At 38.3% G+C, this 25611-nt stretch carries 25 protein-coding genes; 1 reads left to right on the forward strand and 24 read right to left on the reverse strand.

The genetic code is table 11. From position 1 onward, the window contains the following. Positions 1–9: 9 nt before the first annotated feature. From ACQKNX_RS11860 to ACQKNX_RS11900, 9 genes are all read right to left on the reverse strand, one after another. Positions 10–711, reverse strand: a complete 702-nt coding sequence (locus ACQKNX_RS11860; protein ID WP_427429040.1) for an amino acid ABC transporter permease — start codon at positions 709–711, stop codon at positions 10–12. Positions 712–737: 26 nt separating this feature from the next. After that, positions 738–1562: a transporter substrate-binding domain-containing protein gene (locus ACQKNX_RS11865; protein ID WP_427429041.1), complete on the reverse strand. Its 825-nt coding sequence runs from the start codon at positions 1560–1562 to the stop codon at positions 738–740. Positions 1563–1578: 16 nt separating this feature from the next. Further along, positions 1579–1857 carry a glutaredoxin family protein gene (locus tag ACQKNX_RS11870; RefSeq protein ID WP_427429042.1) on the reverse strand — a complete coding sequence of 93 codons (279 nt, stop codon included), beginning with the start codon at positions 1855–1857 and terminating at the stop codon, positions 1579–1581. 12 nt (positions 1858–1869) lie between these two features. Further along, positions 1870–2883, reverse strand: coding sequence for an LLM class flavin-dependent oxidoreductase (locus tag ACQKNX_RS11875; RefSeq protein ID WP_427429043.1), 1014 nt, complete (start codon positions 2881–2883; stop codon positions 1870–1872). Positions 2884–2930: 47 nt separating this feature from the next. Further along, complete coding sequence (locus ACQKNX_RS11880; RefSeq protein ID WP_427429044.1) at positions 2931–4259, reverse strand: LLM class flavin-dependent oxidoreductase; 1329 nt, start codon at positions 4257–4259, stop codon at positions 2931–2933. Positions 4260–4460: 201 nt separating this feature from the next. Next, positions 4461–5357, reverse strand: coding sequence for a LysR family transcriptional regulator (locus ACQKNX_RS11885; RefSeq protein WP_427429045.1), 897 nt, complete (start codon positions 5355–5357; stop codon positions 4461–4463). A gap of 301 nt (positions 5358–5658) precedes the next feature. After that, complete coding sequence (gene argF, locus ACQKNX_RS11890; RefSeq protein ID WP_427429046.1) at positions 5659–6624, reverse strand: ornithine carbamoyltransferase; 966 nt, start codon at positions 6622–6624, stop codon at positions 5659–5661. 252 nt (positions 6625–6876) lie between these two features. Continuing rightward, a complete protein-coding gene (locus tag ACQKNX_RS11895) occupies positions 6877–7965 on the reverse strand; it encodes a M42 family metallopeptidase (protein WP_340823105.1) in 1089 nt (362 codons plus the stop codon). A gap of 109 nt (positions 7966–8074) precedes the next feature. Further along, entirely contained in the window at positions 8075–8560 is a 486-nt protein-coding gene (locus ACQKNX_RS11900) for a dUTP diphosphatase (RefSeq protein WP_427429047.1), read from the reverse strand. A 104-nt stretch (positions 8561–8664) separates the two neighbouring features. Here ACQKNX_RS11900 and ACQKNX_RS11905 point away from each other — a divergent pair, with 104 nt between their 5' ends. Next, complete coding sequence (locus tag ACQKNX_RS11905; RefSeq protein ID WP_172772388.1) at positions 8665–9060, forward strand: sigma-w pathway protein ysdB; 396 nt, start codon at positions 8665–8667, stop codon at positions 9058–9060. Between the two features lie 245 nt (positions 9061–9305). On the opposite strand, the gene ACQKNX_RS11910 is transcribed toward ACQKNX_RS11905, so the two are convergent. The 15 genes from ACQKNX_RS11910 to hflK form a co-directional block, all read right to left on the reverse strand. Beyond that, entirely contained in the window at positions 9306–9578 is a 273-nt protein-coding gene (locus ACQKNX_RS11910; RefSeq protein WP_427429048.1) for a DUF1294 domain-containing protein, read from the reverse strand. A 285-nt stretch (positions 9579–9863) separates the two neighbouring features. Further along, complete coding sequence (rplT, locus tag ACQKNX_RS11915; RefSeq protein ID WP_024363826.1) at positions 9864–10223, reverse strand: 50S ribosomal protein L20; 360 nt, start codon at positions 10221–10223, stop codon at positions 9864–9866. 58 nt (positions 10224–10281) lie between these two features. Then, positions 10282–10482: a 50S ribosomal protein L35 gene (gene rpmI, locus ACQKNX_RS11920; RefSeq protein ID WP_024363825.1), complete on the reverse strand. Its 201-nt coding sequence runs from the start codon at positions 10480–10482 to the stop codon at positions 10282–10284. A gap of 32 nt (positions 10483–10514) precedes the next feature. Beyond that, a complete protein-coding gene (gene infC / locus ACQKNX_RS11925; protein WP_024363824.1) occupies positions 10515–11018 on the reverse strand; it encodes a translation initiation factor IF-3 in 504 nt (167 codons plus the stop codon). Positions 11019–11413: 395 nt separating this feature from the next. Next, complete coding sequence (gene thrS / locus ACQKNX_RS11930; RefSeq protein WP_427429049.1) at positions 11414–13348, reverse strand: threonine--tRNA ligase; 1935 nt, start codon at positions 13346–13348, stop codon at positions 11414–11416. 395 nt (positions 13349–13743) lie between these two features. After that, positions 13744–14679, reverse strand: a complete 936-nt coding sequence (gene dnaI, locus ACQKNX_RS11935) for a primosomal protein DnaI (protein WP_340826441.1) — start codon at positions 14677–14679, stop codon at positions 13744–13746. Positions 14680–14694: 15 nt separating this feature from the next. Then, the gene (locus ACQKNX_RS11940; RefSeq protein ID WP_427429050.1) at positions 14695–16068 is read right to left on the reverse strand and encodes a replication initiation and membrane attachment family protein; all 1374 of its coding nucleotides are present in this window, start codon (positions 16066–16068) and stop codon (positions 14695–14697) included. Between the two features lie 18 nt (positions 16069–16086). Next, positions 16087–16557 (reverse strand): transcriptional regulator NrdR, encoded by a 471-nt coding sequence (gene nrdR, locus ACQKNX_RS11945; protein ID WP_172772392.1) that lies wholly within the window; start codon positions 16555–16557, stop codon positions 16087–16089. Between the two features lie 400 nt (positions 16558–16957). Then, positions 16958–17980 carry a glyceraldehyde-3-phosphate dehydrogenase gene (locus ACQKNX_RS11950; protein WP_427429051.1) on the reverse strand — a complete coding sequence of 341 codons (1023 nt, stop codon included), beginning with the start codon at positions 17978–17980 and terminating at the stop codon, positions 16958–16960. Positions 17981–18563: 583 nt separating this feature from the next. Next, positions 18564–19157, reverse strand: a complete 594-nt coding sequence (gene coaE / locus ACQKNX_RS11955) for a dephospho-CoA kinase (RefSeq protein ID WP_427429052.1) — start codon at positions 19155–19157, stop codon at positions 18564–18566. Positions 19158–19170: 13 nt separating this feature from the next. After that, positions 19171–20043, reverse strand: coding sequence for a bifunctional DNA-formamidopyrimidine glycosylase/DNA-(apurinic or apyrimidinic site) lyase (gene mutM / locus ACQKNX_RS11960; RefSeq protein WP_427429053.1), 873 nt, complete (start codon positions 20041–20043; stop codon positions 19171–19173). A 12-nt stretch (positions 20044–20055) separates the two neighbouring features. Continuing rightward, the gene (gene polA, locus ACQKNX_RS11965; RefSeq protein WP_427429054.1) at positions 20056–22683 is read right to left on the reverse strand and encodes a DNA polymerase I; all 2628 of its coding nucleotides are present in this window, start codon (positions 22681–22683) and stop codon (positions 20056–20058) included. A 197-nt stretch (positions 22684–22880) separates the two neighbouring features. Continuing rightward, positions 22881–23312 (reverse strand): DNA polymerase I, encoded by a 432-nt coding sequence (locus tag ACQKNX_RS11970; RefSeq protein WP_427429055.1) that lies wholly within the window; start codon positions 23310–23312, stop codon positions 22881–22883. Positions 23313–23582: 270 nt separating this feature from the next. After that, a complete protein-coding gene (gene hflC / locus ACQKNX_RS11975; protein WP_427429056.1) occupies positions 23583–24599 on the reverse strand; it encodes a protease modulator HflC in 1017 nt (338 codons plus the stop codon). Continuing rightward, positions 24599–25588 carry an FtsH protease activity modulator HflK gene (gene hflK / locus ACQKNX_RS11980; protein ID WP_427429057.1) on the reverse strand — a complete coding sequence of 330 codons (990 nt, stop codon included), beginning with the start codon at positions 25586–25588 and terminating at the stop codon, positions 24599–24601. The genes hflC and hflK overlap by 1 nt, the downstream gene beginning before the upstream one ends. Positions 25589–25611: the final 23 nt, after the last annotated feature.

Raw genomic sequence — 25611 nt, forward strand, 5'->3', positions numbered from 1 at the left:
CAAATCCCCCTAGCTCGTCGCTATTTCTTTCATATAACGATTGAGATAGCGTTCATTGCGTTTTAAACCTTTTTCTAATAGCATCACAATAAAATAGTAAACAACTGAAAGTGCCAAATAGATTTCTAGTGCCCGTGTCGTCGAAGCAATAAGCGTTTCTCCCCGACCGACCATATCCATTACACCAATTGAAAATGCCAAGGAAGTATCCTTTAACGAACTAATCATTGTATTCGACATATTTGGAAAAGCAACACGTAGCGCCTGCGGTAGTATAATTCGGCAAAATGCTTGCGCTCGATTTAAGCCAACTGACAACGCCGCCTCCATTTGTCCTTTATCAATCGTTAATATAGCTGCTCTGAAAATTTCAGCAAACGCTGCAGCATTACTGAAAGTATAAGTTATCATAACAAAATAAATAGCATCCATTCTTGTAACATCAATATGAACTAGCTTTAATATTGCTGGAATGCCATAAAACACTAAAAACAACTGTATTAAAATAGGCGTGCCACGAATAAATGAAATATATACCGTGACTATTTGCTTCAAAATAGGTATATGCAGTAGCTTTGGTATAGCTACTACCATTCCAAATAACATCCCAAAAAGGATGGAGCATACTAAAATTTCAAGTGTTACGGGTAAATATTGAAGCAATATCGGAAGTACATTCGCTATTAGCATCAAGTCAAAATCATTTGCCATACTTCCTTCTTCCTCTCCTATGTCGTCTAGAAATCTACAGTATAATCATCACCTAGCCATTTTTTACTAAGCTCGCTAATGACCCCCTCCGTCTTTAACTCTTTAATTGCCTCATCGATACGTTCCTGTAATGTCACTTCATCCTTGTTCAGTAGGAAATAAACTTTAGAGTTTAATAGTGCTTCTCCCACTACTTTTTGCTGTGTTTCATTGCTTTCGTTATAGTATCTCACCGCAAATGGTGTCGTAATTATCGCATCAATACGACCAGTTGCAAGTTGATTATTAACATCCACTGAACCAGAGGAATACACAATGTTTATCCCTAGATCATGCTCTTTATTGTATTGCTCAATAAAGACTGCAGAGTTACTCGTTGGCGAGACACTAACATTTTTGTCTTTTAAATCAGCGATTGATTGGATATCATTATTTTTCGCATTCACTGTTACTTGTAATGGGAATACATTATAAGGCTCCTTGTTAAATAGAAACTTTTCCTCACGCTCACGATTGACTTCCATCTGATGTGCGATTAAATCTATTTTCTTTGTTTCTAAACTTAGTAATAGATTCGAGAACTCCATCGTTTTAAATTCAAAATTATACTCAGGTAGCTTTTCATCAATCGCTCGAACAAGTTCAACATCATAGCCTGTTAAATTCCCCTTTTCATCGAGGAAGCAAATATTCGGAAATTGTGTTCCTGTGCCAACTAGTATTGTTTGAACCTCATTTTTACTTTGTGCTTTAGCGTTGTCACGAATACTTACCTGAGATTTTTCAGTACTTGAGCAAGCCGTTAAAAATAACGTAAGCACACAAGTTATATAGAGCGCTAGTTTCCTCATAAAATCTTCCTCTTTTCTATACTTTTGATGGTAGATCAATAGCAAGTGCTGTTTTGACATGCTCAAGCCCTATTTCTGTCACAGCTTTGTATACTCCATCTTCACTTGACCCAATTTCCACTATAGGTACATAACGTACATCATACTTTGCTTGTAAAATGTCCCGCAAAGTATCGTTATGTGTGACATCAACTGTTTTATACGGAATTTCCAACTCGTGTAAATACGCTTTTACTTCATCACAATAACTACAGCCTTGCTTTGACCAAACGACTACATCTATCTTTTTTGCCATGTTCCTTCCTCCTTAGCTCACTGCTTCTTTTTGTTGTAAATGTAAATTCACAGGACTTAATAGTTCAAATGAGCGTTGTCGTTCAAATGCCTTTAAAACAGGCGTATGCAAAATGAATTCATCAATTTGAAATTGCTTGTGATAGGCATCTAATGTAGCTTTAATATCTTCAGGTGTGCCAAATACAATATCAGCATCATACTGCTGTACAGTAAACGCCTCCCCTGATTCTTGCCCAAATTTCTCGGCTAATTCAACTGATTGCAGGGTCAAACTACGCCCACTTGCTAAATGCACCTTTGTAATTTTTTGTTCCCCTACTAATGCCTGCGCTTCTTCCGTTGTTGGTGCAGCAAGTGCTGCAATCGAAACAGCAAAATGACCATTCGGCAGATGCGTACGATATGTCTTAGCCGCTTCAGTCAAAACATCGATATCACTATTGATAAAACGTGCAAAGACAAAGGCAATACCAAGCTTTCCTGCAAGTTCTGCACTTTTCGGACTTGCACCAAGTAAAAATAACGATGGCTTTATTTTTGGAATAGGTGTTGCCTGCACACCATTTAGCTCATGTTCTACCGGTAGCGTGTTAGCAATTAATCGTTGTAAAAACGTTAGCCGTTCCTCAAAGTCTTCACCATTGTTTAGCGTGCCATATTGCAATGCCTTTGTGGACAGCGGTAGACCCCCTGGTGCTTTTCCAATGCCCAAGTCCACTCTTCCTGGCTCCAACGATGCTAACACATGAAAATTTTCAGCCACTTTATAGGGGCTATAATGTTGTAACATAACACCACCTGAGCCAATACGAATCGATGTCGTTTTTGCAAGTAAATACGATACTAAAACCTCTGGTGATGTCCCCGCTAATGTCTCGCTATTATGGTGTTCCGACACCCAAAAACGTGTGTATCCTAGCTGCTCAGCCTTTTGCGCCAAAGCGACTGTTTGTTGTAATGCTTGCTCGTTTGTTGCTCCCTCGATAAGAGGACTTTGGTCTAATATGCCTAAAGAATAACTCATACAATACCTCCTCTAAATATATTTATTCAAATATGTTTACTTGGTTTTTAAACAGACTGTTTGATGTATCGACTTTCTTTAAACGGTAAGCCTAAATTACCACGTAATGTATTTGCTTCATATTCCTCTTTGTAAATACCACGTGATTGTAAAATCGGTACAACCTTATCGACAAAATCATCAAGTGCATCTGGCACTGTTACAGCAACAATAAAACCATCAGCCGCTTCTTTTTCAAACCATTCTTGCACCAAATCTGCAATCTGTTCAGCAGTGCCAAAGAATGCTGTTTTTGGCGTTGCTTCACGTAATGCTACTTGACGAAGCGTAAGCCCCTCATGCTTGGCATATTTTTTTATATAATCTGTCGTACTACGGAAGCTGTTTGCCCCAATTTCACCTAGCTCTGGGAACAATGCATCCACATCATACTGAGTAAAATCATGATGATCGAAGTAGCGACCAAGATAAGCAAGTGCACGTTCAATCGAAACAAGTTCTACTATTTCCTGATACTTTGCCTCTGCTTCTTCAATCGTGTCTCCAATAATTGGCGATATCCCAGGGAAAATCTTTACTTCATCAGGATTTCGTCCAAAAGCAGCGACCTCCGTTTTCACCTTTTTATAAAATTTCCGCGCTTCTTCTAACGATGCCCCATGCGTGAATATTGCATCAGCATCTTTTGCAGCTAGACGAACACCCGCATCAGATGATCCCGCTTGGAAAATTACAGGCTGACCTTGTTTTGAGCGTGCAATATTAAGTGGCCCTTGCACAGAAAAGTATTTTCCCTTATGCTGCAATGTGTGTAATTTTTTCGGATCGAAAAACACGTCATGTTCCACATCTGCTATAAAGGCATCATCATCCCATGAATCCCAAAGTCCTTTTGTCACCTCTAAGTATTCCTCTGCAATTTGATAACGTTCTGCATGACTTGGATGCTGTTCTATCGTTCTATTGTAGTTTAACGCCGAGCTTTCTAATGGCGTCGTTACAACATTCCAGCCTGCCCGACCGTTGCTAATATGATCGAGTGATGCAAACTGTCGTGCCACCGTAAATGGTTCACTATAGGATGTCGATACAGTTCCAACGAGCCCTATATTTTTTGTTGAAACAGCTAGTGCTGATAATATCGTTAGTGGCTCAAAGCGATTTAAAAAATGAGGAATCGACTTTTCATTGATAAATAAACCATCTGCGATAAAGGCAACATCAAACTTCCCTTGCTCCGCCTTCTGCGCCTGTTGTATATAGAAAGGTAAACTCACACTTTGATTGCTCGCTACTTTTGGATGACGCCAGCTAGAAATATTCCCACCTACACCGTGTATAATCGCCCCAAACCGAATTTTATCCTGTCTCACCATAATGTTAATCCTCCTCGAATTTATTATTTTTACTAAACTTAGTGGTTAAGTATGCTTTAAGCTAAAAAATAATATTTCACTTATGCTGTCAGATGGACATTCATAAATAAAATAGGATTGAGGAAGATATTACCGTTCAATGAACATGAATGCAATAGTTCTTGTAATAGAAAAAAATTTTATGTTCTATAAAATTTTTTATCAATGCAGCTTTTGGATACTTTCAAATTGATTGGCTGTACTTAAAATGTTGTCCCAAAAAGCTGATTCTAGCGTGTCCTTCTTTAAATACGTTAAGAAAATATGCTGATTAATATCGAGTAAATGCTTCACATCTATTTCAACAAACTCGCCACTTTCAAGCTCCGTTTTCACACTTAGATGTGGTAAAAAGCTCACATATTCTTTCGTTCGAATAAATGACTTTGCTACTTCTAAATGGTCTGTACGAACTTCAATATTTGCTGACACGCCTTCTACCTCAAACATTTTATGCACATAATTCCAATCAAACGCACCGCATTCAAAAAACACCATTTTTTGCTTTGCTAATTCTTTTGCTGTTATATTGGTCTCTTGTATAAATGAATGATCACGATGCATAACGAGCTTCACCGCATTATTTAATAACAACTCATTGCATACTCCATCTTTATGCACATATTGAATAAAAGCAAAATCAATTTGGTGACTTTGTAATTTTTCTAAAATAATCGCAGTAGAACCTGTAATGATATGAAAACGCATATTCGGAAAACGTTCTTTCCATTTAGGTAGTGCATAGGCTAAAAAATATTGAGCCGTCACACCGTTTGTTCCGATGCAAACTTCATTTGAAGCATGTGTTTCCTGCAATTGTTTTTTGCCATGCTGGAACGTTTGCACAATCTGTGTCGCAAATGGTAAAAAGTCCTTTCCTTTTTCCGATAATATAACACTTCGCGCATCACGATAAAATAATTCAACATTTAACTCACGCTCCAATGATTTGATGCGAGCTGTTACAGTGGGTTGTGATAAAAACAAAGCATTAGCAGCCTTATGAATACTTTTATAATGAACTACATATAAAAATGCCTCGATATGATCTATATTCAATAAAAGCCCTCCTAAAATTTCGTATTGTCCCTATTATATAGATTTATTTTTCATTTCTCTATAACATATAGGAAAACTATGTATATGTGCTATTAAAATAAAAAAAGTAACCCAGCGTCTCCCAGGTTACTTTCACTATGTAGCGATGAAGTCATCCATCTTGACAACGTACATCGCGTGCAGCATACATCCCTCTGTCTGTATGCCACTGGTATGTTGCTCACATTAACACCCTCTGTTGCGAATGTGAACTTTGTATATAGGAACTCTCAATTAGAGAGTCAACTATCATATCCTTTTTTTAAGCCATAATTGAAGCTAAAACTGCTTTTTGAGCATGGAGTCTATTTTCTGCTTGCTCAAAAATATAAGAATTCGGGCCATCTATAACAGATGTTGCCACTTCCTCTTCACGATGTGCTGGTAAGCAATGGAGGAACATATAATTCGGCTTTGCATGTGCCACTAGCTCATCATTGATTTGATAACCAGCAAAATCATGTAAACGCTTCGCCGCTTCCTCTTCTTGGCCCATCGATGTCCAAACATCTGCATACACTACATCTGCATTTTGAACTGCTGCCACAGGATCATTTGTAATTGTAATCGTACTGCCATTTGCCATTGCGATAGCTTGTGCTTTTGCGATAACCTCTGCATCACATTCATAGCCAACAGGCGTTGCTACTGCGACGTTCATACCGACGTGTGCAGAAGCGACTACTAAAGAGTGCGCAACGTTATTGCCATCACCAACATATGCAATTTTAAGACCTTGTAATTCACCTTTAAATTCAGCGATTGTTTCTAAATCGGCTAATGCTTGGCAAGGATGATATATATCCGTTAAGCCATTAATTACAGGAATCGTTGCATGCTCTGCAAGCTCTTGAACCATCGCATGAGAGTTTGCACGAATCATAATGCCATCTAAATAACCTGATAACACATGTGCAGTATCATATATTGATTCACCGCGACCAATTTGTAAATCACGCGCATGCATAAACATACCTTTACCACCCAATTGTTCCATTCCCACTTCAAACGAAATACGAGTACGAGTTGAATGTTTTTCAAAAATCATGCCGAGTGTTTTTCCTTCAAGCAACTTCGGACATTTACCTTCTTTTGTAATAAGTTTAAGTTGCGTCGAAAGTGCAACTAACTGCTGAACCTCTTCACTTGTATAGTCTAGCAAAGTTAGTAAGTCTTTTCCTTTTAAGCTTGACACTAACTTTAACTGTACTTCTTCTAGTAATTTCATAGCCTTCTCTCCTTGCTTTTGTAACTGTTGAGTTTAGTATACACATGCATAAATATAAAATCAACTGAATTTTTATGTTTATTTTCAAAAGTTAGAATTAATATGTTCTTTGTGTCAATAATGCGTCTATTTGAATATTTATGCATTTAGGGCTAGTCTTGAGCATATGATTTCCCCTTCTTACCAATACAAAAAAGCCTCCTAACATTTAGTTAGAAGGCAAAAATACATTATTTTTATTTACGGTTACAATTAATCAAAAGTAATTTTGTTCACTGCATCGCGGTCTAATTTTTTAATGACTTCAACCATTAGCTTCACAGCATTATCGTAGTCATCACGGTGTAAAATACCTGCGTGTGAGTGGATATAGCGTGTTGCAATACCGATTGATAATGCAGGCACACCATTTGCTGTTACATGGATTGAACCAGCGTCTGTACCGCCACCAGCCATTGCTTCAAATTGATATGGAATATTGTTTTCGTCAGCCACATCTAAAACAAATTCACGTAAACCACGGTGAGATACCATTGAAGCATCGTAAACAACGATTTGTGGACCTGCACCCATTTTGCTGTTTGACTCTTTCGGTGTTACGCCTGGTGTATCTCCTGCCACACCTACATCAACTGCAAAACCGATATCTGGTTGAATTTTATGTGTTGCTGTTTTCGCACCACGAAGACCTACTTCTTCTTGTACGTTCCCTACAGAATATAGGATATTTGGATGTTTTTCATCTTTCAATGCCTTCATGACATCAATTGCAATCGCACAGCCAATACGATTATCCCATGCTTTAGCTAATAAATATTTGTCATTTTTCATTACATTGAATTCGAAATAAGGTGTTACCATGTCACCAGGGCATACTCCCCACTCAAGTACTTCTTCTTTTGAAGCTGCACCAACATCGATAAACATGTCTTTAATATCTACCACTTTGTTACGCACATCAGCTGGTAAAATATGAGGTGGTTTTGAACCGATTACCCCAATAATTTCTTCACCTTTACGTGTTGTAATTGTTACACGTTGTGCAAGCATTACTTGGCTCCACCAGCCACCAACTGTTTGGAATTTGATGAATCCTTTTTCATCGATTTGTGTCACCATAAAGCCTACTTCGTCTAAATGGCCAGCAACCATAATTTTTGGGCCGTTTTCATCGCCCACTTTTTTAGCAATTACACTACCTAAATGATCTGTTTCTACAGTATCTGCGTATGGTGCGATATATTTTTTCATTACCTCGCGTGGTGCACGCTCGTTACCTGCAATCCCATTCGCGTCTGTTAAATCTTTAAACATTTGCAAAGTTGAATCTAGTTGTGTCATCCTTTTGCCTCCTACATTTTGTATCTCATCTATTATACTTCGTTTACCGAAATATTCCTAGCGAATTTGTCTGAAAATTGGTGTTTTTTTTACTCTTTAGTCTAGTAAATTAATAGCCACTACGTTGACGATTATAATTTTCTTCATTTTTTTCAATGTATGCTGACACGACATCCTCAAATGTGAAACCAAGGTTATATGCAAGTAAACCATAGCATTGCCAAATCGCTAAATATCTATCCTCTGTTGGATGGTTAACAAACGTTAATATATAGTCCTGTGTCATTAAAAATGTTTCTGTTAAATCTCGCTTCTCCTCAATAACAGGCCATTTTTCAATAGACGTATACCCTTTTAATAGTCCTAGCGATAAAATAAAATGAATAGAATCCACATACTCCTCTAAAATCACATCACGCTCAGACGGCCCTTTCGTACTCCAAAACTTAAAGCAACGTGTTTCATTAGCAAGTTCCGCTAGTTCTACCATTAATGCGAGGCCTTTTTCTTTAAAAACATCACGTTCAATTTTTTGTGTCGTTTCAATAAAATGATCTAGTTCTTTTTGCATCGAAAATAATTGTTGTAAATTCATTTTTTTCTCCTAAATTTCTAAAAAATATTTTTAAAAAGTGAAACTAAATGTCTCCCCTAATCGTATAGGTAGGAATAACCTTTCTTCAAGGGGGAATTTTTAAAATGTTACCGTTACTTATTCGACTTGCTGTGATAGCGCTTATTATCTATGTATTCTATAAAGCGATTCGATATATAACCGATCCTAAACGAAAACTCGATGAAGCCTATGAAAAAGGCCAATATTACTTTTATGATGACGTAAAAAATGTTCGAAAGAATTTCTTTATTTCTTTTAAGGGTGCGCTTTTTGAAGGTGAAAAATACTTAGGCACAACAGAAGATGCCTTTGAGGTCGTTACCATTTTTGTTGGTGCTCGCGATGCCGCAACTTTACAAGGGTTTACTAGGAGTGACTTCGAATATCTTCAGCAAGAAATCCTATTTAACTACCCTAACGCTAAAATTAACTGGAAGCAACCCATTGAACAACTTATGCGTAACACATCCTCCACATGAGGATGTGTTTTTTAACGCAAAAAGTGCCCGCGGGAAGTGCCAGTCACTCACACAATTTATGATTTTTACGAGAACGCACGCTTCCTGAGAACTATCGGCGATTTTTCTGTTACTACCGGCGATTCCAAAGAGTTTACCGGCGATATCACCTGTTCTACCGGCGATATTAGTAGGGGTATCGGCGATTTCCAGTGTGCTATCGTTAATTTCAGCAAAATATCAGCAATCTCCTGTGGAAAGCCTCTCTATAAAGAGCTGCCCCATAATTGCACAATAATAAAAATTTGAATGGCCGCAATCATTGGGAAGCCAAATGCAAAGCTGTTATGACGTGTTTTATGACGAAATAAATACATGCCTAACACGCCACCAACTGCCCCACCTGCAATAGCTAGTGTAAATAACGTACGCTCCGCAATGCGCCATTCATGCTTTTTTGCGCGTGATTTATCCATGCCCATCATGACGAGCAATACGACTGAAACAATTGCCATATAGGCAAGTAATGCTTGAGCCATTAAAACAACCTCCTATGTAAAAAGACTGATGAAATACCCCCCATCAGTCTTAACTATACACTAATTTAATTACCCCTGTCGCTTCGCTTTCGAGGCAGATACCTTATTTTGCCCCTGTCGCTTCGCTTTCGAGGCAGATACCTTGTTTTGCCCCTGCCGCTTCGCTTTCGGGGCAGATACCTTGTTTTGCCCCTGCCGCTTCGCTTTCGGGGCAGATACCTTGTTTTGCCCCTGCCGCTTCGCTTTCGGGGCAGAAATAAAAAAGAGCGACATAGTCGCTCTTTTTTATTTCGCTACTGCTTTTTTAGCAGCTTCTGCTAATTGTGTGAATGCTGCAGCATCTGTTACAGCTAAGTCAGCTAACATTTTACGGTTAACTTCGATACCAGCAACTTTTAAACCGTGCATTAAACGGCTGTATGAAAGACCGTTCATACGAGCAGCTGCGTTGATACGAGTGATCCATAATTTACGGAAATCACGTTTTTTCTGACGACGGTCACGGTATGCATATTGACCTGATTTCATTACTGCTTGGTTAGCAACTTTATATAATGTATGTTTAGAACCATAGTAACCTTTAGCTAATTTCAATACTTTTTTACGACGTTTGCGCGTCACTGTTCCGCCTTTTACGCGTGGCATATGAATTACCTCCTGCTTTTCATTAAAAAATGAATATTAGTTTATTTTGTGTAGTCAATCATTTCATGTAAACAAGTAATGATTTGATGCGTTTGAAGTCACCTGATGATACAACTTTACCTTTACGTAGGTGACGTTTTTGTTTTGTAGATTTGTTTGCGAATAAGTGGCTTCCATAAGCACGGTCATATTTTAATTTACCTGAACCCGTTTTTTTGAAACGTTTCGCAGCTCCACGGTGAGTTTTCATTTTTGGCATGTCGAATTCCTCCTAAACTGTTTCGTCTAATACTATTTCTCGTTCTTTGGTTGAAGAACTAAGAACATGCTTCGGCCTTCCATCTTCGGTTTTTGTTCAACCGTAGATACTTCAGCACAAGCTTCAGCAAATCGATCTAATACACGCTGACCAATATCTTTGTGTGTAATCGCACGACCTTTGAAACGTAAGCTACATTTAACTTTATCACCTTTTTCAAGGAATTTAATCGCATTACGTAGCTTTGTTTGGAAATCATGTTCATCGATTGTTGGGCTCAAACGAACCTCTTTCATCACGATGACTTTTTGATTTTTACGAATTTCGCGGTCTTTCTTTTGCTGTTCAAACTTAAATTTACCATAGTCCATGATACGAGCGACTGGCGGCTTGGCTTGAGGGGCCACAAGGACAAGATCCAAGTTTACACGAGTGGCGATTTCTAGCGCTTCGTTACGTGTCTTTACACCAAGCTGGTCACCATTGTGATCGATTAATCGAAGTTCACGTGCGCGAATGCCTTCGTTTACATACATGTCTTTGCTAATAGTAATCCACCTCCAAGTAGTTGTCGCGAATACATGGTTTGGGCAAAGCCTTGCCCGGTTGAACGGTACATCCTCTTGTCATGTCCATAAAAAAAGGACGGACATTTTTGAAGATGTCCGCCCGCTATATGTGCATGCGTAAGTGTACGCAAAACAATTCAACGTGTAATACCTGTTCACAGCCTAAGCGTTGTATCAGGTGAGAAGCGGGCAGCCTCTACTTCAACCACAAACTTTGTATTCATTAACCTTAATTATATTAGCATGTACAATTTAGATTGTCAAATATGTTTTTTACAATCTTATAATTATTATGTGCAATACATTGAAACTTTATACATACTATAGCACAACGAAAGAACATTATCTAATCATTTGTTCTATTAAAAACGTGTAACCTCAGCTTTAATATTCGCTAGGAAGTCCTCGAAAGAAATTGTTTCTGAGTCTTTTGAGCCGTAGCGACGCACGTTAACGCCGTTTGCCTCAACTTCCTTATCCCCAATAACAAGCATGTATGGGATCTTTTTCATTTGTGCTTCACGGATTTTATAACCAAGTTTTTCTTCACGGTCATCCATTTCAATACGTAAACCTGCTGCTGTCAACTGTTCTTCGATTTGTTTTGCATAATCAAAGTGTGCTTCGTTCGATACAGGAATTACCTCTACTTGAACTGGTGCTAACCAAGTTGGGAATGCTCCTTTGTATTCTTCAATTAAGAATGCTACGAAACGTTCCATTGTTGACACAACGCCACGGTGAATTACAACTGGACGGTGTGGTTTGCCGTCTTCACCTACGTATGTTAAGTCAAAGCGTTCTGGTAATAAGAAGTCTAATTGTACAGTTGATAATGTCTCTTCTTTACCAATCGCTGTTTTAACTTGTACGTCAAGTTTAGGACCGTAGAATGCAGCCTCACCTTCAGCTTCGAAGTAGTCTAGGCCAAGCTCATCCATCGCTTCTTTTAGCATGCTTTGCGCTTTTTCCCACATTGTATCATCATCAAAATATTTCTCTGTATCCGCAGGGTCACGGTAAGAAAGACGGAATGAGTAATCTTTTAAATCAAAGTCTTTGTATACTTCTAAAATTAATTGTACAACTTTTTGGAACTCTGCTTTAATTTGATCTGGACGAACAAAAATATGTGCATCGTTTAAAGTCATCCCACGTACACGTTGTAATCCTGATACAGCACCAGACATTTCATAACGGTGCATTGTACCAAGCTCAGCAATACGTAATGGTAAGTTACGATATGAGTGCATGCTGTTTTTGTAAACCATCATATGGTGTGGACAGTTCATCGGACGCATAATTAATGTTTCATTGTCCATTTCCATTGGTGGGAAAATGGAATCTTGGTAATGATCCCAGTGACCAGAAGTTTGGTAAAGCTCTTTTGAACCAAGTACTGGTGTGTATACATGTTTATAACCAAGAGATAATTCTTTATCTACAATATAACGTTCGATAACACGACGGATTGTTGCACCATTTGGTAACCAAAGTGGTAATCCTTGACCAACTTTTTGAGAAGTTGTGAATAACTCCAATTCTTTACCTATTTTACGATGATCACGTTCTTTTGCTTCTTCTAACATTTGTAAGTGATGCTTTAATTCTTCTTTTTTGAAGAAAGCAGTACCGTAAATACGTTGAAGCATTTTGTTATCAGAGTTTCCTCTCCAATAAGCACCTGCTAATGATAATAATTTAAACTCACGTAGTTTACCTGTTGATGGTACATGAATCCCACGACAAAGGTCGAAAAACTCACCTTGATAGTAAATAGACACTTGCTCATCAGCTGGAATCGCCTCAAGTAATTCTAATTTGTATTCATCGCCAATTTCTTCAAAGATTGCTTGTGCTTCTGCACGGCTTACATTTTTACGCTCTACTTCTAGATTTTCAGCGATAATTTTTTTCATTTCTTTTTCGATTGCTGGAAGGTCTTCAGCAGTGATCGGTGTTGGTGCATCAATATCATAATAGAAGCCACCTTCAATAACTGGACCAATGCCAAGCTTCACTTCTGGATATAAACGTTTAATCGCTTGTGCTGTAAGATGGGCAGTTGAGTGACGAAGGATTTCTAATGCTTCCTCATCATCTTGCGTAATAATAGCAATTGTTGCATCTTCTTCAATTGGTGTTTTTAAATCTACTAATTCCCCATTTACTTTACCTGCATATGCTTTTTTACGAAGTCCTGGGCTAATAGATAATGCTACATCATCAGTAGATGTACCTTTTGCAAATTCCTTCACAGCGCCATCAGGGAACGTTAATTTAATCATATCTGACATTTTTTTGCACTCCTTATTTGGTTGTTTTTGTGATGCACGATGAAACAGTGGACTTTATGTGTTGTGTAAGTTTGAGCAATAAAAACTCCTGAAAAACAAAAAAGCCCCGTCCCTCACAAAAGGGACGAAGCGTATGCTCGTGGTTCCACCCTTCTTCCTTCCGACAAAATAGTCAGACGAAGCTCAAGGCTAGCTAACGGGCTAGGGACCGGCGAAAGATATTCCCTTTCGCTGCTCAGTAGGTAGTAAAAAATGTGCCCAAACTAGGAAGCTTACAGCCGATGACTTCCCTCTCTAAAAGCTGTTACACAAAATTCATGTCCTCATCATTGCATTGTGATATATAGTATATGTGACAGTATACGCTCGATTGTCGTAAAATGCAACTGCCAATATTATAAACGTCGATTTTTGCCGCGCATTTCAATTGGTTCTGTTAAAGCTTTAATACGTTCCATAATACGTCCAGCTTTCACAACCTCAATTCCTTTTTGGGACTGAGCTAAATGATGTTCTAATTCATCATAATTAAAATTGGAAGTAATGAATGTTGGCAATTGCTCTGCCATTCGATAATGGAAAATGGTTCCCAAGATTTCATCGCGCGTCCAAGCTGACATCGTTTCCGCTCCTAAATCATCAAGCATTAACACTGGCGCCTTTTTCACATAATCTATTTTGTCATTTAAAGTATTGTCACCGATAGCATTTTTCATTTCACGTAAAAATTCAGGTACGAAAACAACTACTGAACGAATCTTCTTTGAAGCTAGTTCATTAGCAAGTGCACCAAGCACAAAGGATTTTCCTACACCGAACTTTCCATATAAATAAAAACCTTTCGTTGGAAGCTTCCCTGTTTCCTCAGTTTTCTTAACAAACTGTGCCGCTCTTTGCGCAATAAGGACACGTGATTCATCATCAATCATTAAATCTTGGATTGTCGCCTGAAGCACATCTTTCGGCATATGCATACTGGCAATCATATTAGCAACATCACGACGTTCATCCTCACGTACCTTTTGTTCACAGCGTACGTAATCAATTTCTACCGTATTGCGTACTACACGTAATGTTGGAATAAAACCTTTTAAATAGTTTGTACAATGTGCTGTATTATCGCAGCCACAGCAAACAGTAGATTGACTAATAAATTCATGAAGCTTTGGTAAATTGCGTTCGACGGCATCATAGCTAAGCTCTTCTGCATGCTCTGCTAAAAAAGCTTGCACTCTAGGGTGTTCTAAAATTTCTCTACGCATCGCTTCATATCGCTCTTGAAAAGATGGTACATTAATTGCTCTTTTTAATGGCTTGTTAATTGGTTCGATTGCCATTCACCTACCTTACTTATCGCTTTTCCCTAGCATTGCTAATATTTTTTGACGCTCTTTTTCAAAATCCATTGCGCTTGAAGAAGATGCGCTTTCTTCGGGTTGCTCATTGCGTTTATAAAACCACTCAGGCACCTTTTCCTTACGCTGATTGTCTACTCGACCTTTGGCATATTGGTTATTTTTAGTCGGTGTCTGTGGTTTATTTTTCCACGTTGTGTATTTATCATGTTCTTGGCGTGCAAGTTCCATTGCTTCCTTCGCCGTCTTAATATTTTTTCGTACCCAATGGTCGGCAATCGTTTCTACATACTTCTTTGGTAACTTCATATCCGTTGAGAGCATGACATACTCAAGGAGTGCATTCACTACGCCTACTGGCATGCCATGTTGGACGATTAAGCTCTCAGCTAGCTGGACAGATGTTTGCAATGGTTCTTTCCCATTATTAATATCTCGTAACACTTGGACAGGAGGTGTTGATTCTAAATAATGTTGCAACTCCTCATCCTTCGTTTTTTGAACAGCATCTTCCTCTACTGGGGAAGCAAATACTTTTGCAAGCTTCGGTGGCTCTTTAGAAACTGTCAGTTTATAAAAATCAGCTGCTGCTTTTCGCAAACGTTCTAATGAAATACCTAAATCATCATCAAGTGCTAAAATAACAACTTTTTGCATATCCAACGCAGTTAAATGATATAAGAATGCTAGTTTCGCAATTGTTTCGCGCACTTCAAGCGTCAATAAATTTGCTGGTACTAACTGGTCAGATAAACCTGCCTGTAACAACTCAAAATCAAATTGCTCAAAATAAAACGGATAAACCTTTTGTGAATTTTCTTTGCTTTCAATCCCACCTTGCAGGTCTGTAGGTATATTGGTGTTGACTGGTTTAAAAACATCCATAAAGGCACGTGATACATCTTTAAATTCTGCACCTCTTACAGGCTGAATAAAACGTTGGCGCAACTTCCGATACGCCTGTTCTCCAATTTTACTAAACAAAAACATAGACAATAGTGGATCTTTCATAAAGCTATCTGCATCAAGAGGGCGCATTAGCTCATATACAAAGCATCGCTGTTCTTGCTCTTCTTTTTTCCATGTTCGCAATAAACCGATTGCCTCAAGGGCAATACGCGCTTCGAACACTTTACCTATTGGCAGCCCGAGCACATTCATTAAATAATAATGATTCATTTGCTGTCTTGGCATTTGCTCTGCTTCAGCCCATAACGTTAAATAAAGACTAATTGGTTCAGCACCAGTTAGTGGTTGATAAAATAACGTTACTAATTGACGTTCTATCGTGGAAAGCGCATGAGGTAGACGAATGTCAAAAGTATCTGCTGGTTGCAATTCTTTATACAAATGAATCAACGTCATTCACCCTCTCTGTTTTTCCTATGATTTTTGCTCTGTTTGACGTTGAATAATTTCTTTTATTTCCTCGATAAAAACATTGATATCCTTAAACTGACGATAAACCGAAGCAAAACGAACATAGGCAACTTCATCGATTTTTGCTAAGCGGTCCATCACCATTTCTCCAACATCCTCTGATCGTACTTCAGCATTTCCAATACGTCGAAGGTCTTTTTCAATAGACATTACAAGTGCCTCTAATACATCTAGAGCGACAGGACGTTTCTCACAAGCACGAATAAGACCGCGCAAAACCTTCTCGCGGCTAAACTCTTCCCGCGAGCCTTCTTTTTTCACAACGACTAACGGTGTCTCTTCAATTTTTTCAAACGTTGTAAAACGAAAGCCACACGACTCACATTCACGACGTCTACGTATTTCTTTATTATCATCTACTGGCCTCGAATCCACTACACGTGTTCCGTTAAATTGGCAAGAAGGACATCTCATATTTTTACTCTCCTGATTCCACAACAATTTGATATTTATATTATAACAAATTTCCTACAAGTAAGAAAAGCTCATTCATCTAACCGTAGTATGGCAGATGCTTTCAGACCTAGAACAGTGTACATTTTCCCTCATTTTCTTTTCAGCAAACAAGATACTAGAAGCGTCTTTGAGAAGACTAAAACAACAAAAAAATGCTTTTGCAATCGCTAATTCGTTGCCAAATAAAAGTGCATTCCAGACTACTGTCGGAACGCACGCAATGTAAGCCGCAACAGATAGTGACTTACATCGTGCCCACGGAAAGTGCAGTGGATTTTTACACTTTAGGAGTAAAATAGTATGCTTATAAAAAAAAAGCACATTGAAACCATCAAGATTTCAATGTGCTAAGACTTCATTAAGCGCTAACTGTTTCTAATGCTTTTGCAACTTTTTTCACTAGGTCTACAACACGTGCAGAATAGCCCCACTCGTTGTCGTACCAAGCAAGTACTTTCACTTTACGATTTCCCATTACCATTGTGGAAAGACCATCAACTGTTGATGAGAAAGTTGTTGTGTTGTAATCAATAGATACAAGTGGCTCGATCGAGAAGTTTAAGATTCCTTTCATTGGCCCCTCAGTTGCAGCCTTCACAAATGCAGCATTGACAGAATCCACTGTAACATCAGTATTTAAATCTACAACAAGGTCTACTAATGATACATTTGGTGTTGGAACACGAAGTGCCATACCGTGAATTTTACCTTCCAATTCAGGTAACACTAATTTTAATGCTTTTGCAGCACCTGTTGAAGTTGGAATAATAGATTGTGCACAACCGCGCGCACGACGTAAATCTTTATGTGGATTATCTAAGTTTTTTTGGTCATTTGTATATGCGTGAACTGTTGTCATTAAACCGCTTTCGATACCAAATGTATCATTTAACACTTTTGCAACAGGTGCTAAACAGTTTGTTGTACAAGAAGCATTTGAAATGACGTCATGTTTTTCAACATCAAGTTTTTCATCGTTTACACCTAAAACAATTGTAACATCCTCGTTTTTACCAGGTGCTGTTAAGATAACTTTTTTTGCGCCTGCTTCAAGATGCATAGCTGCTTTCTCACGATCATTGAATTTACCAGTTGCTTCAATTACAATATCTACACCCATTGTAGCCCATGGTAATTTTAATGGATCACGTTCGCTAATAATTTGGACATGTTTACCATTTACAATTAAAGCATCGCCCGCTGGTTCAATCGTACCTTCGAATGTTCCGTGATTTGTGTCATACTTAATCAAATGTGCTAACGTTTCGGCTGGGTAGCTTGCATTAATTGCAACAATATTTAAACTTTCCTGTACGATCGCTTGGCGGAATACCATACGTCCGATACGTCCGAAACCGTTAATAGCAACTGAGACTGTCATTATAAAATCCTCCTGTGAGTGCATACTCATATTCATTATATACTTTATGATACTTTATGCTAATTAGTATAACACAATTTCAAAAAAGATGAACATTATATATCCATAATGAAAAAGTTCTTATTTTCTGAAAAATAGGACCCTTTTAGAAATGAAAAAATTCAGTACTTCATCCTTATTATTTCGCATAAAAACAAAAAAATGCGCAGCAATTATCGCTGCGCAAAGAATGCATTTGGCTACTAACGTTGATTTCCGCTCTGGGCAGGCGCTTTCCGCGGGCACACCGTAAGCCGCAACCCTCGCTACGCGCGGTCTGTTGCGTCTTACGTTTTGTGCGTTCCCGCAGGAGTCGCCCGCCCGCCGCTCCAATCAACTAAACAACGTAAATCGTGTTTTGCTAACTTAGAAAAACGATTATTCTGATATGAAAAACATTTTTATAAAGGGGATTTGACAAATAGGATGTTTAATTGGGTAGTTGAATGGCATTTCAATTCTAAAAAGAATAAAAAAATAACAAGAGACATCAAGAGTAAACTTCTTGATGCCTTTGACAGTACTATTTTCCTGCACTTTTTGACTAAAGTACGCCCCAATGACTAAGAATCTTAATTAACTGCTCTTCTGTTTGCTGTAAATTTTCATTGTTATAAATGACAGCATGTGCACTTTTTTCTTTCACAGACATTGGTAACTGCGAATGGATCCGTGCTAGCGCATCTTCTTTTGATAATTGATTGCGCTCCATTAATCGTCGAAGCTGCACCTCTTCGCTAACTGAAACGACAAGTATGCGCTCAACAAAATGTTGCAATTTACTTTCGAAAAGTAATGGAATATCCATCACAACATGTTTTTGTCCTGCCTCTAAATATGCATCACGTTGACGTAGCATTTCATGACGAATAGCAGGATGCATAATATCATTTAAAATTTTTCGTTTCGCAGGCTCATGGAAAATAATATCCCCAAGCTTTGGACGATTTAGATTGCCGTCATCAAGCAATATGTCCTCGCCAAAATTTTGAACAATGAGCGCTAACGTTTCCGTTCCTAGTTTTACCACATCACGTGCAACAACATCTGCATCGACAATCGGTAAACCAAGTGCTGTCATCATTTTTGCGACTGTACTTTTGCCACTCGCAATACTTCCTGTTAGTCCGATAATCATATTTAATTCCCCTTTAATGTTGACAATTTGGACAAAATACAGATGTACGTCCACCAATTGTCATTTGACTCGTCTCTGTACCACATACCGGGCATATCTTCTTTCCATACATTTGTAAACGGTTTTGCATGCTCCCTGCTTCACCGTTAATATTTCGATAATCCGAAATTGTCGAACCTCCTGCTTCAATGCTTTGACGCAGAACGGCAACAATTGCATCAAAAAGTGCACGTTTGCGCTTTTCGCTTATGCGGTTCATTTTGCGGGCAGGGTGAATTTTTTGTGCAAACAGCGCCTCTGTGGCATATATATTGCCACAGCCCGAGATAACTTGCCCGTCCATAATTACTTCTTTAACAGCCTTCTTCTCATATTTCGGTAGCAATGATTTAGCTATAAAATAATCGCTTGCTGCCTCATCAAACGGTTCAGGCGCCATTTTTGTTAGTGGTGCATGATCTTCTATTTTCGTTAAAAACCGCAGCTCACCAAAACGACGAATATCTGAGTATATTAAATAGCCGCCGTCTGCCATTTGAAAAGTCGCATGAATATGCTTTTTAAATTTTTCCTCATTGATATCTTCAGGAGTGTCCACAATAAACCATGCACCTGTCATGCCTAAATGACTGACCAAAACATAGGACGACTCCTCTTTCATCAAATGAAAAAATATATATTTTGCACGACGCTCAATTTTCATAATCTTCATTTGAGATAATGCCATCTCAAATGCATCTGGCTCAGCTTGCTTCACTATACATTGCTTTCCTTCATCATAAGAAAAGCGAATAACTTCTGAAAGCTGTACCTGCTTTATTGTGCGACCTTCAATTTCAGGCTTTAATGCCTGTACGACACCTTCTACCTCTGGTAATTCAGGCATTTTTACCCCTCCTTACTTTGCATCGTACCATGTTGCCCCAAAGTCAAAGTCCACTTTCAATGGAACATTTAGTTCAATGGCATGTTCCATTACTTCTGGCACGATTTTTTCTAGTAATGCAACTTCTTCCCTAGGTGCTTCAAAAATTAATTCATCGTGTACCTGTAAAAGAAGCTTTGCTTGCATGTTTTCCTTTTTCAAGCGTGCATCCATATCTATCATTGCTTTTTTAATAATGTCTGCAGCACTTCCTTGAATCGGCGTATTCATCGCTGTACGCTCCGCAAAACTACGTAAATTGAAATTCGAACTAGTAATATCCGGTAAATAACGACGGCGATTTAATAGTGTTGTGACATAACCATTAAACTTGGCATCTTGCACAATTTCATCCATATATTTTTTAACACCTGGGAAGCTGGCGAAATATTTCTCAATAAAAATAGCTGCTTCCTTACGTGTAATATCTAAATTTTGTGATAAACCATAGTCACTAATTCCATAAACAATCCCAAAGTTAACTGCTTTAGCAGCCCTACGCATATTGCTATCAACTTCTTCTGCAGTAACATGGAAAACATCCATAGCTGTACGTGTATGAACATCCATGCCTTCACGGAAAGCTTCCACTAAGTTTTTATCCTCAGACATATGTGCTAAGACACGCAATTCGATTTGTGAATAGTCGGCCGAGAAAAGAATCCAATCTTCTTGTGATGGCACAAATGCCTGACGTATTTTACGACCTTCCTCTAAGCGTATAGGAATATTTTGTAGATTAGGATCGGTTGAACTTAGACGTCCCGTTGACGTTAGTGCTTGCTGGAAGCGTGTGTGCACTTTACTGTCCGCTTCATGAATTTCTTTTAGCAAGCCTTCAATGTAAGTAGATTGTAACTTACCAAGCTGACGGTACAATAAAATATGCTCGATAATGGCATGTTCAGGCTTTAATTTTTCCAACACATCAGCCGCTGTGGAATAACCTGTTTTCGTTTTTTTAATAACTGGCAACCCAAGCTTATCGAAAAGTATAACGCCTAACTGCTTTGGTGAATTAATATTAAACGCTTCTCCTGCTTCAGCATAAATTTCCTGCTCAATAACGACTAGCTTATTACTCAACTCTTGCCCCATCGTTTCAAGTGTTGAACGATTCACTGTGATGCCTTCGCTTTCCATCTCGCTTAAAATCGAAGCCAATGGTAGTTCTAGGTTTTTATACAAGTCAAACTGTTCATTTTCCTTTAGCAATGCCTCTAGCTTAGGTTGTAATTCCCACACAGCAAACACTTTTCGACTGGCATGTTCAGCTAAAATTTCGATAGCAGGAATAGCACGTTTTGCTCCTTTTCCATAAACCGCCTCATTAGCTTGCACTTCACGATATCCAAGGTCTTTTGCTAGTGTAGCCACATCATCACCGCTTAGTGCCGGATTATTGATATAAGAAGCTAGCAATAGGTCAAACTCGACACCAGCTAAACGAATGCCTACTCGTTTCAAAGCTGCCTGCGCTGCCTTCGTATCTGAAATATATTTAGTTTTAGTTGCATCCTCTAGCCAACGACGAAGTACATCTGATGAAGAGACCACATCGAATGGCACATAAAACGTTTCAGTACCATCAGTTAATGCGATACCTAACTGCTGACATGTATGATAATGCTCGTCCTCTAACTCTAAATGAATCGCCATGACATCCTTTAATTGCTCTGGCTTTACCTCTTGCATAATGTCATAGTCAAATGGAGCACGTTGTTCTTCTTCCACAGAAAAATCACTTTTTTCAAGTAGTGATTTGAAGCCAAGCTCTTGCCACACACTAATTAGCTCTTCTTCATTTGGCCCACTGTAAGCAAGGTCATTAAAAGTTACTTCAATTGGCGCCTCTGTAAAAATTGTAGCAAGCTTTTTACTCATAAGTGCCTGTTCTTCATTTGCAACTAGCTTTTCTTTCATCTTTGAAGCTTTTAGCGTATCCATTGCTTCATATAGTGCCTCAACTGAACCATGCTCTTTTAGCAATTTAACAGCTGTCTTTTCTCCAACACCAGGTACCCCAGGTATATTGTCCGAAGCATCCCCCATGAGACCCTTCATATCTATAATTTGAAGAGGTGTTAAGCCATACTTTTCTTCAATAAATGAAGGGGTATTTTTTTCAATTTCAGTAATACCTTTTTTCGTAATGTACACTGTTACCTTCTCTGTTGCCAGCTGGGTAAGGTCGCGATCTCCTGACACGATAATTACTTCCATATCCTGTTCTGCTGCTTCTTTCGCTAATGTCCCTATAATATCGTCGGCTTCGTACATTTCAAGTTCATAACGCTTAATCCCATAAGCATCGATAAGTTTACGAATATAAGGAAACTGCTCTGATAGTTCTGGTGGCGTTTTTTGGCGGCCACCTTTATATTCTGTAAATGTATCGTGACGGAACGTCGTTTTACCTGCATCAAAAGCAACGAGCATTTTCGTCGGTTGCTCTTCCTCCAAAATTCTTTGCAACATCGTTGTAAAGCCGTACACTGCATTCGTGTGAATGCCGCTATCATTCGTTAGTAATGGCAACGCAAAAAATGCACGGTAAGCTAAACTATTACCGTCTAGTAATAGTAATTTTTCCTTAGTCATTTTATTATCCTCCTGAAGTCGTCGTTCTTTTAATTGTAAAACGAAAACGTATGTTTGAAAATGCTCTTTCCTCTACTTTATCGGGAAAGTAAACTTTTTACCAATCATAGGACGCATATCAGATAAAAAATTCACGTGTATTTTCTGCTAAATCCATAAAAAAAGTCAATTGCATATAGCAATCGACTCACCTACTGTTATTGGCTTACGTTATTAACTCTTTCTTTACGGTGGAATATTTCCTCATAAATAACCGTCATAATGAAGGCATTCATAAAAGCAATAACGAAAAATAAAGGCATTCCACCTAGCGTTAAATGTGTTAGCCCTGTACTAAATACCATAATCACACCGATTTGTGATAAGAAGAAAATAAAGCCAATTCCAACTTGCCAAATTGGACGTTTTTCTTTACGTTTCTCGTACCAGAACATTTTTTTAAAAACTTTTCGTACATCCTCTGCAATGACTAAACCTAATAAAAACAAAATTACAAAAAATACCGGAATATAATAAACACTTTTCGTCACCCATGCAAAATCAGTTATACGGAAGAAAAGTGTAAAAAGCGATGCAATACTACAAGCAATCCCTAAATTTTGGAGCCACGTGCTAAAATATAATTTCACAGCTATTACCCCCATTTATCATTTCTAAACATCATCATTTTATCAGAAAATAGCAATCTATAACACCACCAATTATTTGTTTGCATTATTTTCTTTGTTTTGGTGCCAGGCACTTTAAACGGAACAAAAGAGAAAAAGTGTTAGAATGACAGCCGTCAATCGAACACTTTTTTTGCTAACAGTTGATGTCTACTATGGGGTGCTTTCCGCAAGGGTCACCACCTCCACTACCATCAACTAATGTATTAAACCCCTGCAAGGATTACAATATTATTCTATATAGCCTGATAATAGTTTTGCATATGGTGAAGTTGAAGGCAATATGATGACCGTATCCTCACCAACTGTTTTCTTATATGATTCTAATGTGCGGTATAGTGAATAAAATTCAGGATCTTTTGAAAATGAGCTATTGTAAATTTTTGCTGCCTCCGCTTCTCCTTCCGCTTGAATCAATGCCGCTTCTTTGTTAGCTGTTGCTAGCATCTCTTGCACTTCTCTATCTGTTTGTGCTTCAATACGGCGTTTATCCGCATCACCTTCAGATAAATATAGCTGTGCAGTAGATTGACGTTCAGAAACCATGCGGGTAAATACAGACTGCTCATTTTCTACTGGCAAGTCTGTTCGACGAATGCGCACATCAACTACTTCAATTCCGTATTTATCGTTAAGCAATAGTTCGTTCACACGTGCTGTCACACGGTCATTTAAACTACCTCGTGAAGTATTGTCATCATTTATGTTTTCATCATTTATGATTTGTTCGTATTTTAGTTGTCCGAGTTCTGTACGAATAGCAGAATAAATAAACTCTGCCATCCTAGATTCCGCCTTCGTAAGCGTTCCAGCATTGGAGATTAGCGCTTTCGGATCTGTAATGCGCCACACTGCATAATTATCGATAATAATCCGTTTTTTATCCTTCGTGTTAATCTCTTCCTCGGAAATATTATAAGTCATTTGATTTTTCGGCAGTGTTGTCACGCTTTGAATAAAAGGCACCTTCATTTTCAAACCTGGATCACGTTCAAACTTTACAACTTCACCGAACTGTCGAACTACTGCATATTCAGATTCTTTTACAATATACACATTGGCAAAGAGAATAACCGCAACAGCAAAAACAATTGTTAATGTTACAACAAGAGAAATGTACTTTTTAGGATTTAATGGGCCCTTTTTTGACATCTTAATGACCTTGTCTCCATCACTAGAAGCAGTATTTTTTGATTTCCCCGATAAAAAACTTAGAAATTTTTCAAGATCTTTATTTTTCTGGTCCATTAATTACCGCTCCCTTCTTTTTTCTCTGGCGATGATTGTTGCTCCGTTGGTGCTTGTTGTTGTGTGGTTGGTTGTAACGCCTGTAGTGGCAAATACTTCATCGTATTACCATCATCATTCATAATATAAATTTGTGCCTTAGGTAACACATTTTCAAGAGTTTCTAAAATTAAACGTTCGCGTGTAATTTGTTGATTACCTTTGTATTGCTCATACATTTTATTGAAAACTGCTACATCCCCATGAGCTTGCTCAATACGAGCTGTTTTTGCACCATTTGCTTTTGAAATAATCGCATCCTTTTCACCATTCGCTTCACTAATTCGTTGGTTTTTGTATTTTTGTGCTTCATTCGTTTTTGTATTTTTCATCTCGCGTGCATCTGTTACGGCTGTAAATGCTGCACGTACCTCTGCATTCGGTAATTCTACATCTTGCAATTTGACACCTAATACACCAATCCCAATATCATATTTGTCTATGAGTGAAACAAGCAATTCTCTTGTCTTTGCTTCAATATCTGCTTTTCCATCTGTTAGCGCAGCATCAATTGTCGAGCTACCGATTATGGAGCGAATCGCGCTTGATGTAGCGCTATGTAATACTTCTTCTGGATTTTGTGCATTAAATAAGTACTTACGAGGATCGGTAATTTTCCATTGTACAACAAGATCTGTTAAGACAATATATGAGTCTCCTGTAATCATTTTTGTTTCTGCATCATAAGTGACTAATTCGCCTTCCTTATCTTGCTTATACCCAAACTGTAAACTAAATGTTTCTCTCGATAAAATCTCAACTGATTGTATTGGCCAAGGCATTTTCAAATGTAAGCCCGGATTTGTTACCGTTTCATCGGCACGACCAAATGTTATAACAACAGCCTGCTCCGATTCATCGACTGTGTACCACGAAGTAAATACAGCGATAAGTGCTACGATGCCGAAAACCCCAAGTCCTACCATCATTAGTGTCTTTTTCACACTCATGTCTGTTCCTCCCTTTTGCTTAG

Source organism: Lysinibacillus sp. NPDC093712 (genome assembly GCF_050280025.1).
In the GTDB taxonomy this organism is placed as follows: Bacteria; Bacillota; Bacilli; order Bacillales_A; family Planococcaceae; genus Lysinibacillus.

Excerpts from the sequence above, each read along its gene's own strand:
- polA (WP_427429054.1), bottom strand. The coding sequence starts at position 22,683 with ATGACTAAGGAAAAATTACTATTACTAGACGGTAATAGTTTAGCTTAC.
- infC (WP_024363824.1), bottom strand. The coding sequence starts at position 11,018 with ATGTATGTAAACGAAGGCATTCGCGCACGTGAACTTCGATTAATCGAT.
- hflC (WP_427429056.1), bottom strand. The coding sequence starts at position 24,599 with ATGGACCAGAAAAATAAAGATCTTGAAAAATTTCTAAGTTTTTTATCG.
- ACQKNX_RS11875 (WP_427429043.1), bottom strand. The coding sequence starts at position 2,883 with ATGAGTTATTCTTTAGGCATATTAGACCAAAGTCCTCTTATCGAGGGA.
- thrS (WP_427429049.1), bottom strand. The coding sequence starts at position 13,348 with ATGTCAGATATGATTAAATTAACGTTCCCTGATGGCGCTGTGAAGGAA.
- ACQKNX_RS11860 (WP_427429040.1), bottom strand. The coding sequence starts at position 711 with ATGGCAAATGATTTTGACTTGATGCTAATAGCGAATGTACTTCCGATA.
- ACQKNX_RS11905 (WP_172772388.1), top strand. The coding sequence starts at position 8,665 with ATGTTACCGTTACTTATTCGACTTGCTGTGATAGCGCTTATTATCTAT.
- ACQKNX_RS11950 (WP_427429051.1), bottom strand. The coding sequence starts at position 17,980 with ATGACAGTCTCAGTTGCTATTAACGGTTTCGGACGTATCGGACGTATG.
- ACQKNX_RS11895 (WP_340823105.1), bottom strand. The coding sequence starts at position 7,965 with ATGACACAACTAGATTCAACTTTGCAAATGTTTAAAGATTTAACAGAC.
- argF (WP_427429046.1), bottom strand. The coding sequence starts at position 6,624 with ATGAAATTACTAGAAGAAGTACAGTTAAAGTTAGTGTCAAGCTTAAAA.
- hflK (WP_427429057.1), bottom strand. The coding sequence starts at position 25,588 with ATGAGTGTGAAAAAGACACTAATGATGGTAGGACTTGGGGTTTTCGGC.
- ACQKNX_RS11910 (WP_427429048.1), bottom strand. The coding sequence starts at position 9,578 with ATGGCTCAAGCATTACTTGCCTATATGGCAATTGTTTCAGTCGTATTG.
- ACQKNX_RS11865 (WP_427429041.1), bottom strand. The coding sequence starts at position 1,562 with ATGAGGAAACTAGCGCTCTATATAACTTGTGTGCTTACGTTATTTTTA.
- ACQKNX_RS11940 (WP_427429050.1), bottom strand. The coding sequence starts at position 16,068 with ATGACGTTGATTCATTTGTATAAAGAATTGCAACCAGCAGATACTTTT.
- ACQKNX_RS11870 (WP_427429042.1), bottom strand. The coding sequence starts at position 1,857 with ATGGCAAAAAAGATAGATGTAGTCGTTTGGTCAAAGCAAGGCTGTAGT.
- ACQKNX_RS11880 (WP_427429044.1), bottom strand. The coding sequence starts at position 4,259 with ATGGTGAGACAGGATAAAATTCGGTTTGGGGCGATTATACACGGTGTA.
- nrdR (WP_172772392.1), bottom strand. The coding sequence starts at position 16,557 with ATGAGATGTCCTTCTTGCCAATTTAACGGAACACGTGTAGTGGATTCG.
- coaE (WP_427429052.1), bottom strand. The coding sequence starts at position 19,157 with ATGATTATCGGACTAACAGGAAGTATTGCGAGTGGCAAAAGTACAGTC.
- rpmI (WP_024363825.1), bottom strand. The coding sequence starts at position 10,482 with ATGCCAAAAATGAAAACTCACCGTGGAGCTGCGAAACGTTTCAAAAAA.
- rplT (WP_024363826.1), bottom strand. The coding sequence starts at position 10,223 with ATGCCACGCGTAAAAGGCGGAACAGTGACGCGCAAACGTCGTAAAAAA.
- ACQKNX_RS11900 (WP_427429047.1), bottom strand. The coding sequence starts at position 8,560 with ATGAATTTACAACAATTATTTTCGATGCAAAAAGAACTAGATCATTTT.
- mutM (WP_427429053.1), bottom strand. The coding sequence starts at position 20,043 with ATGCCTGAATTACCAGAGGTAGAAGGTGTCGTACAGGCATTAAAGCCT.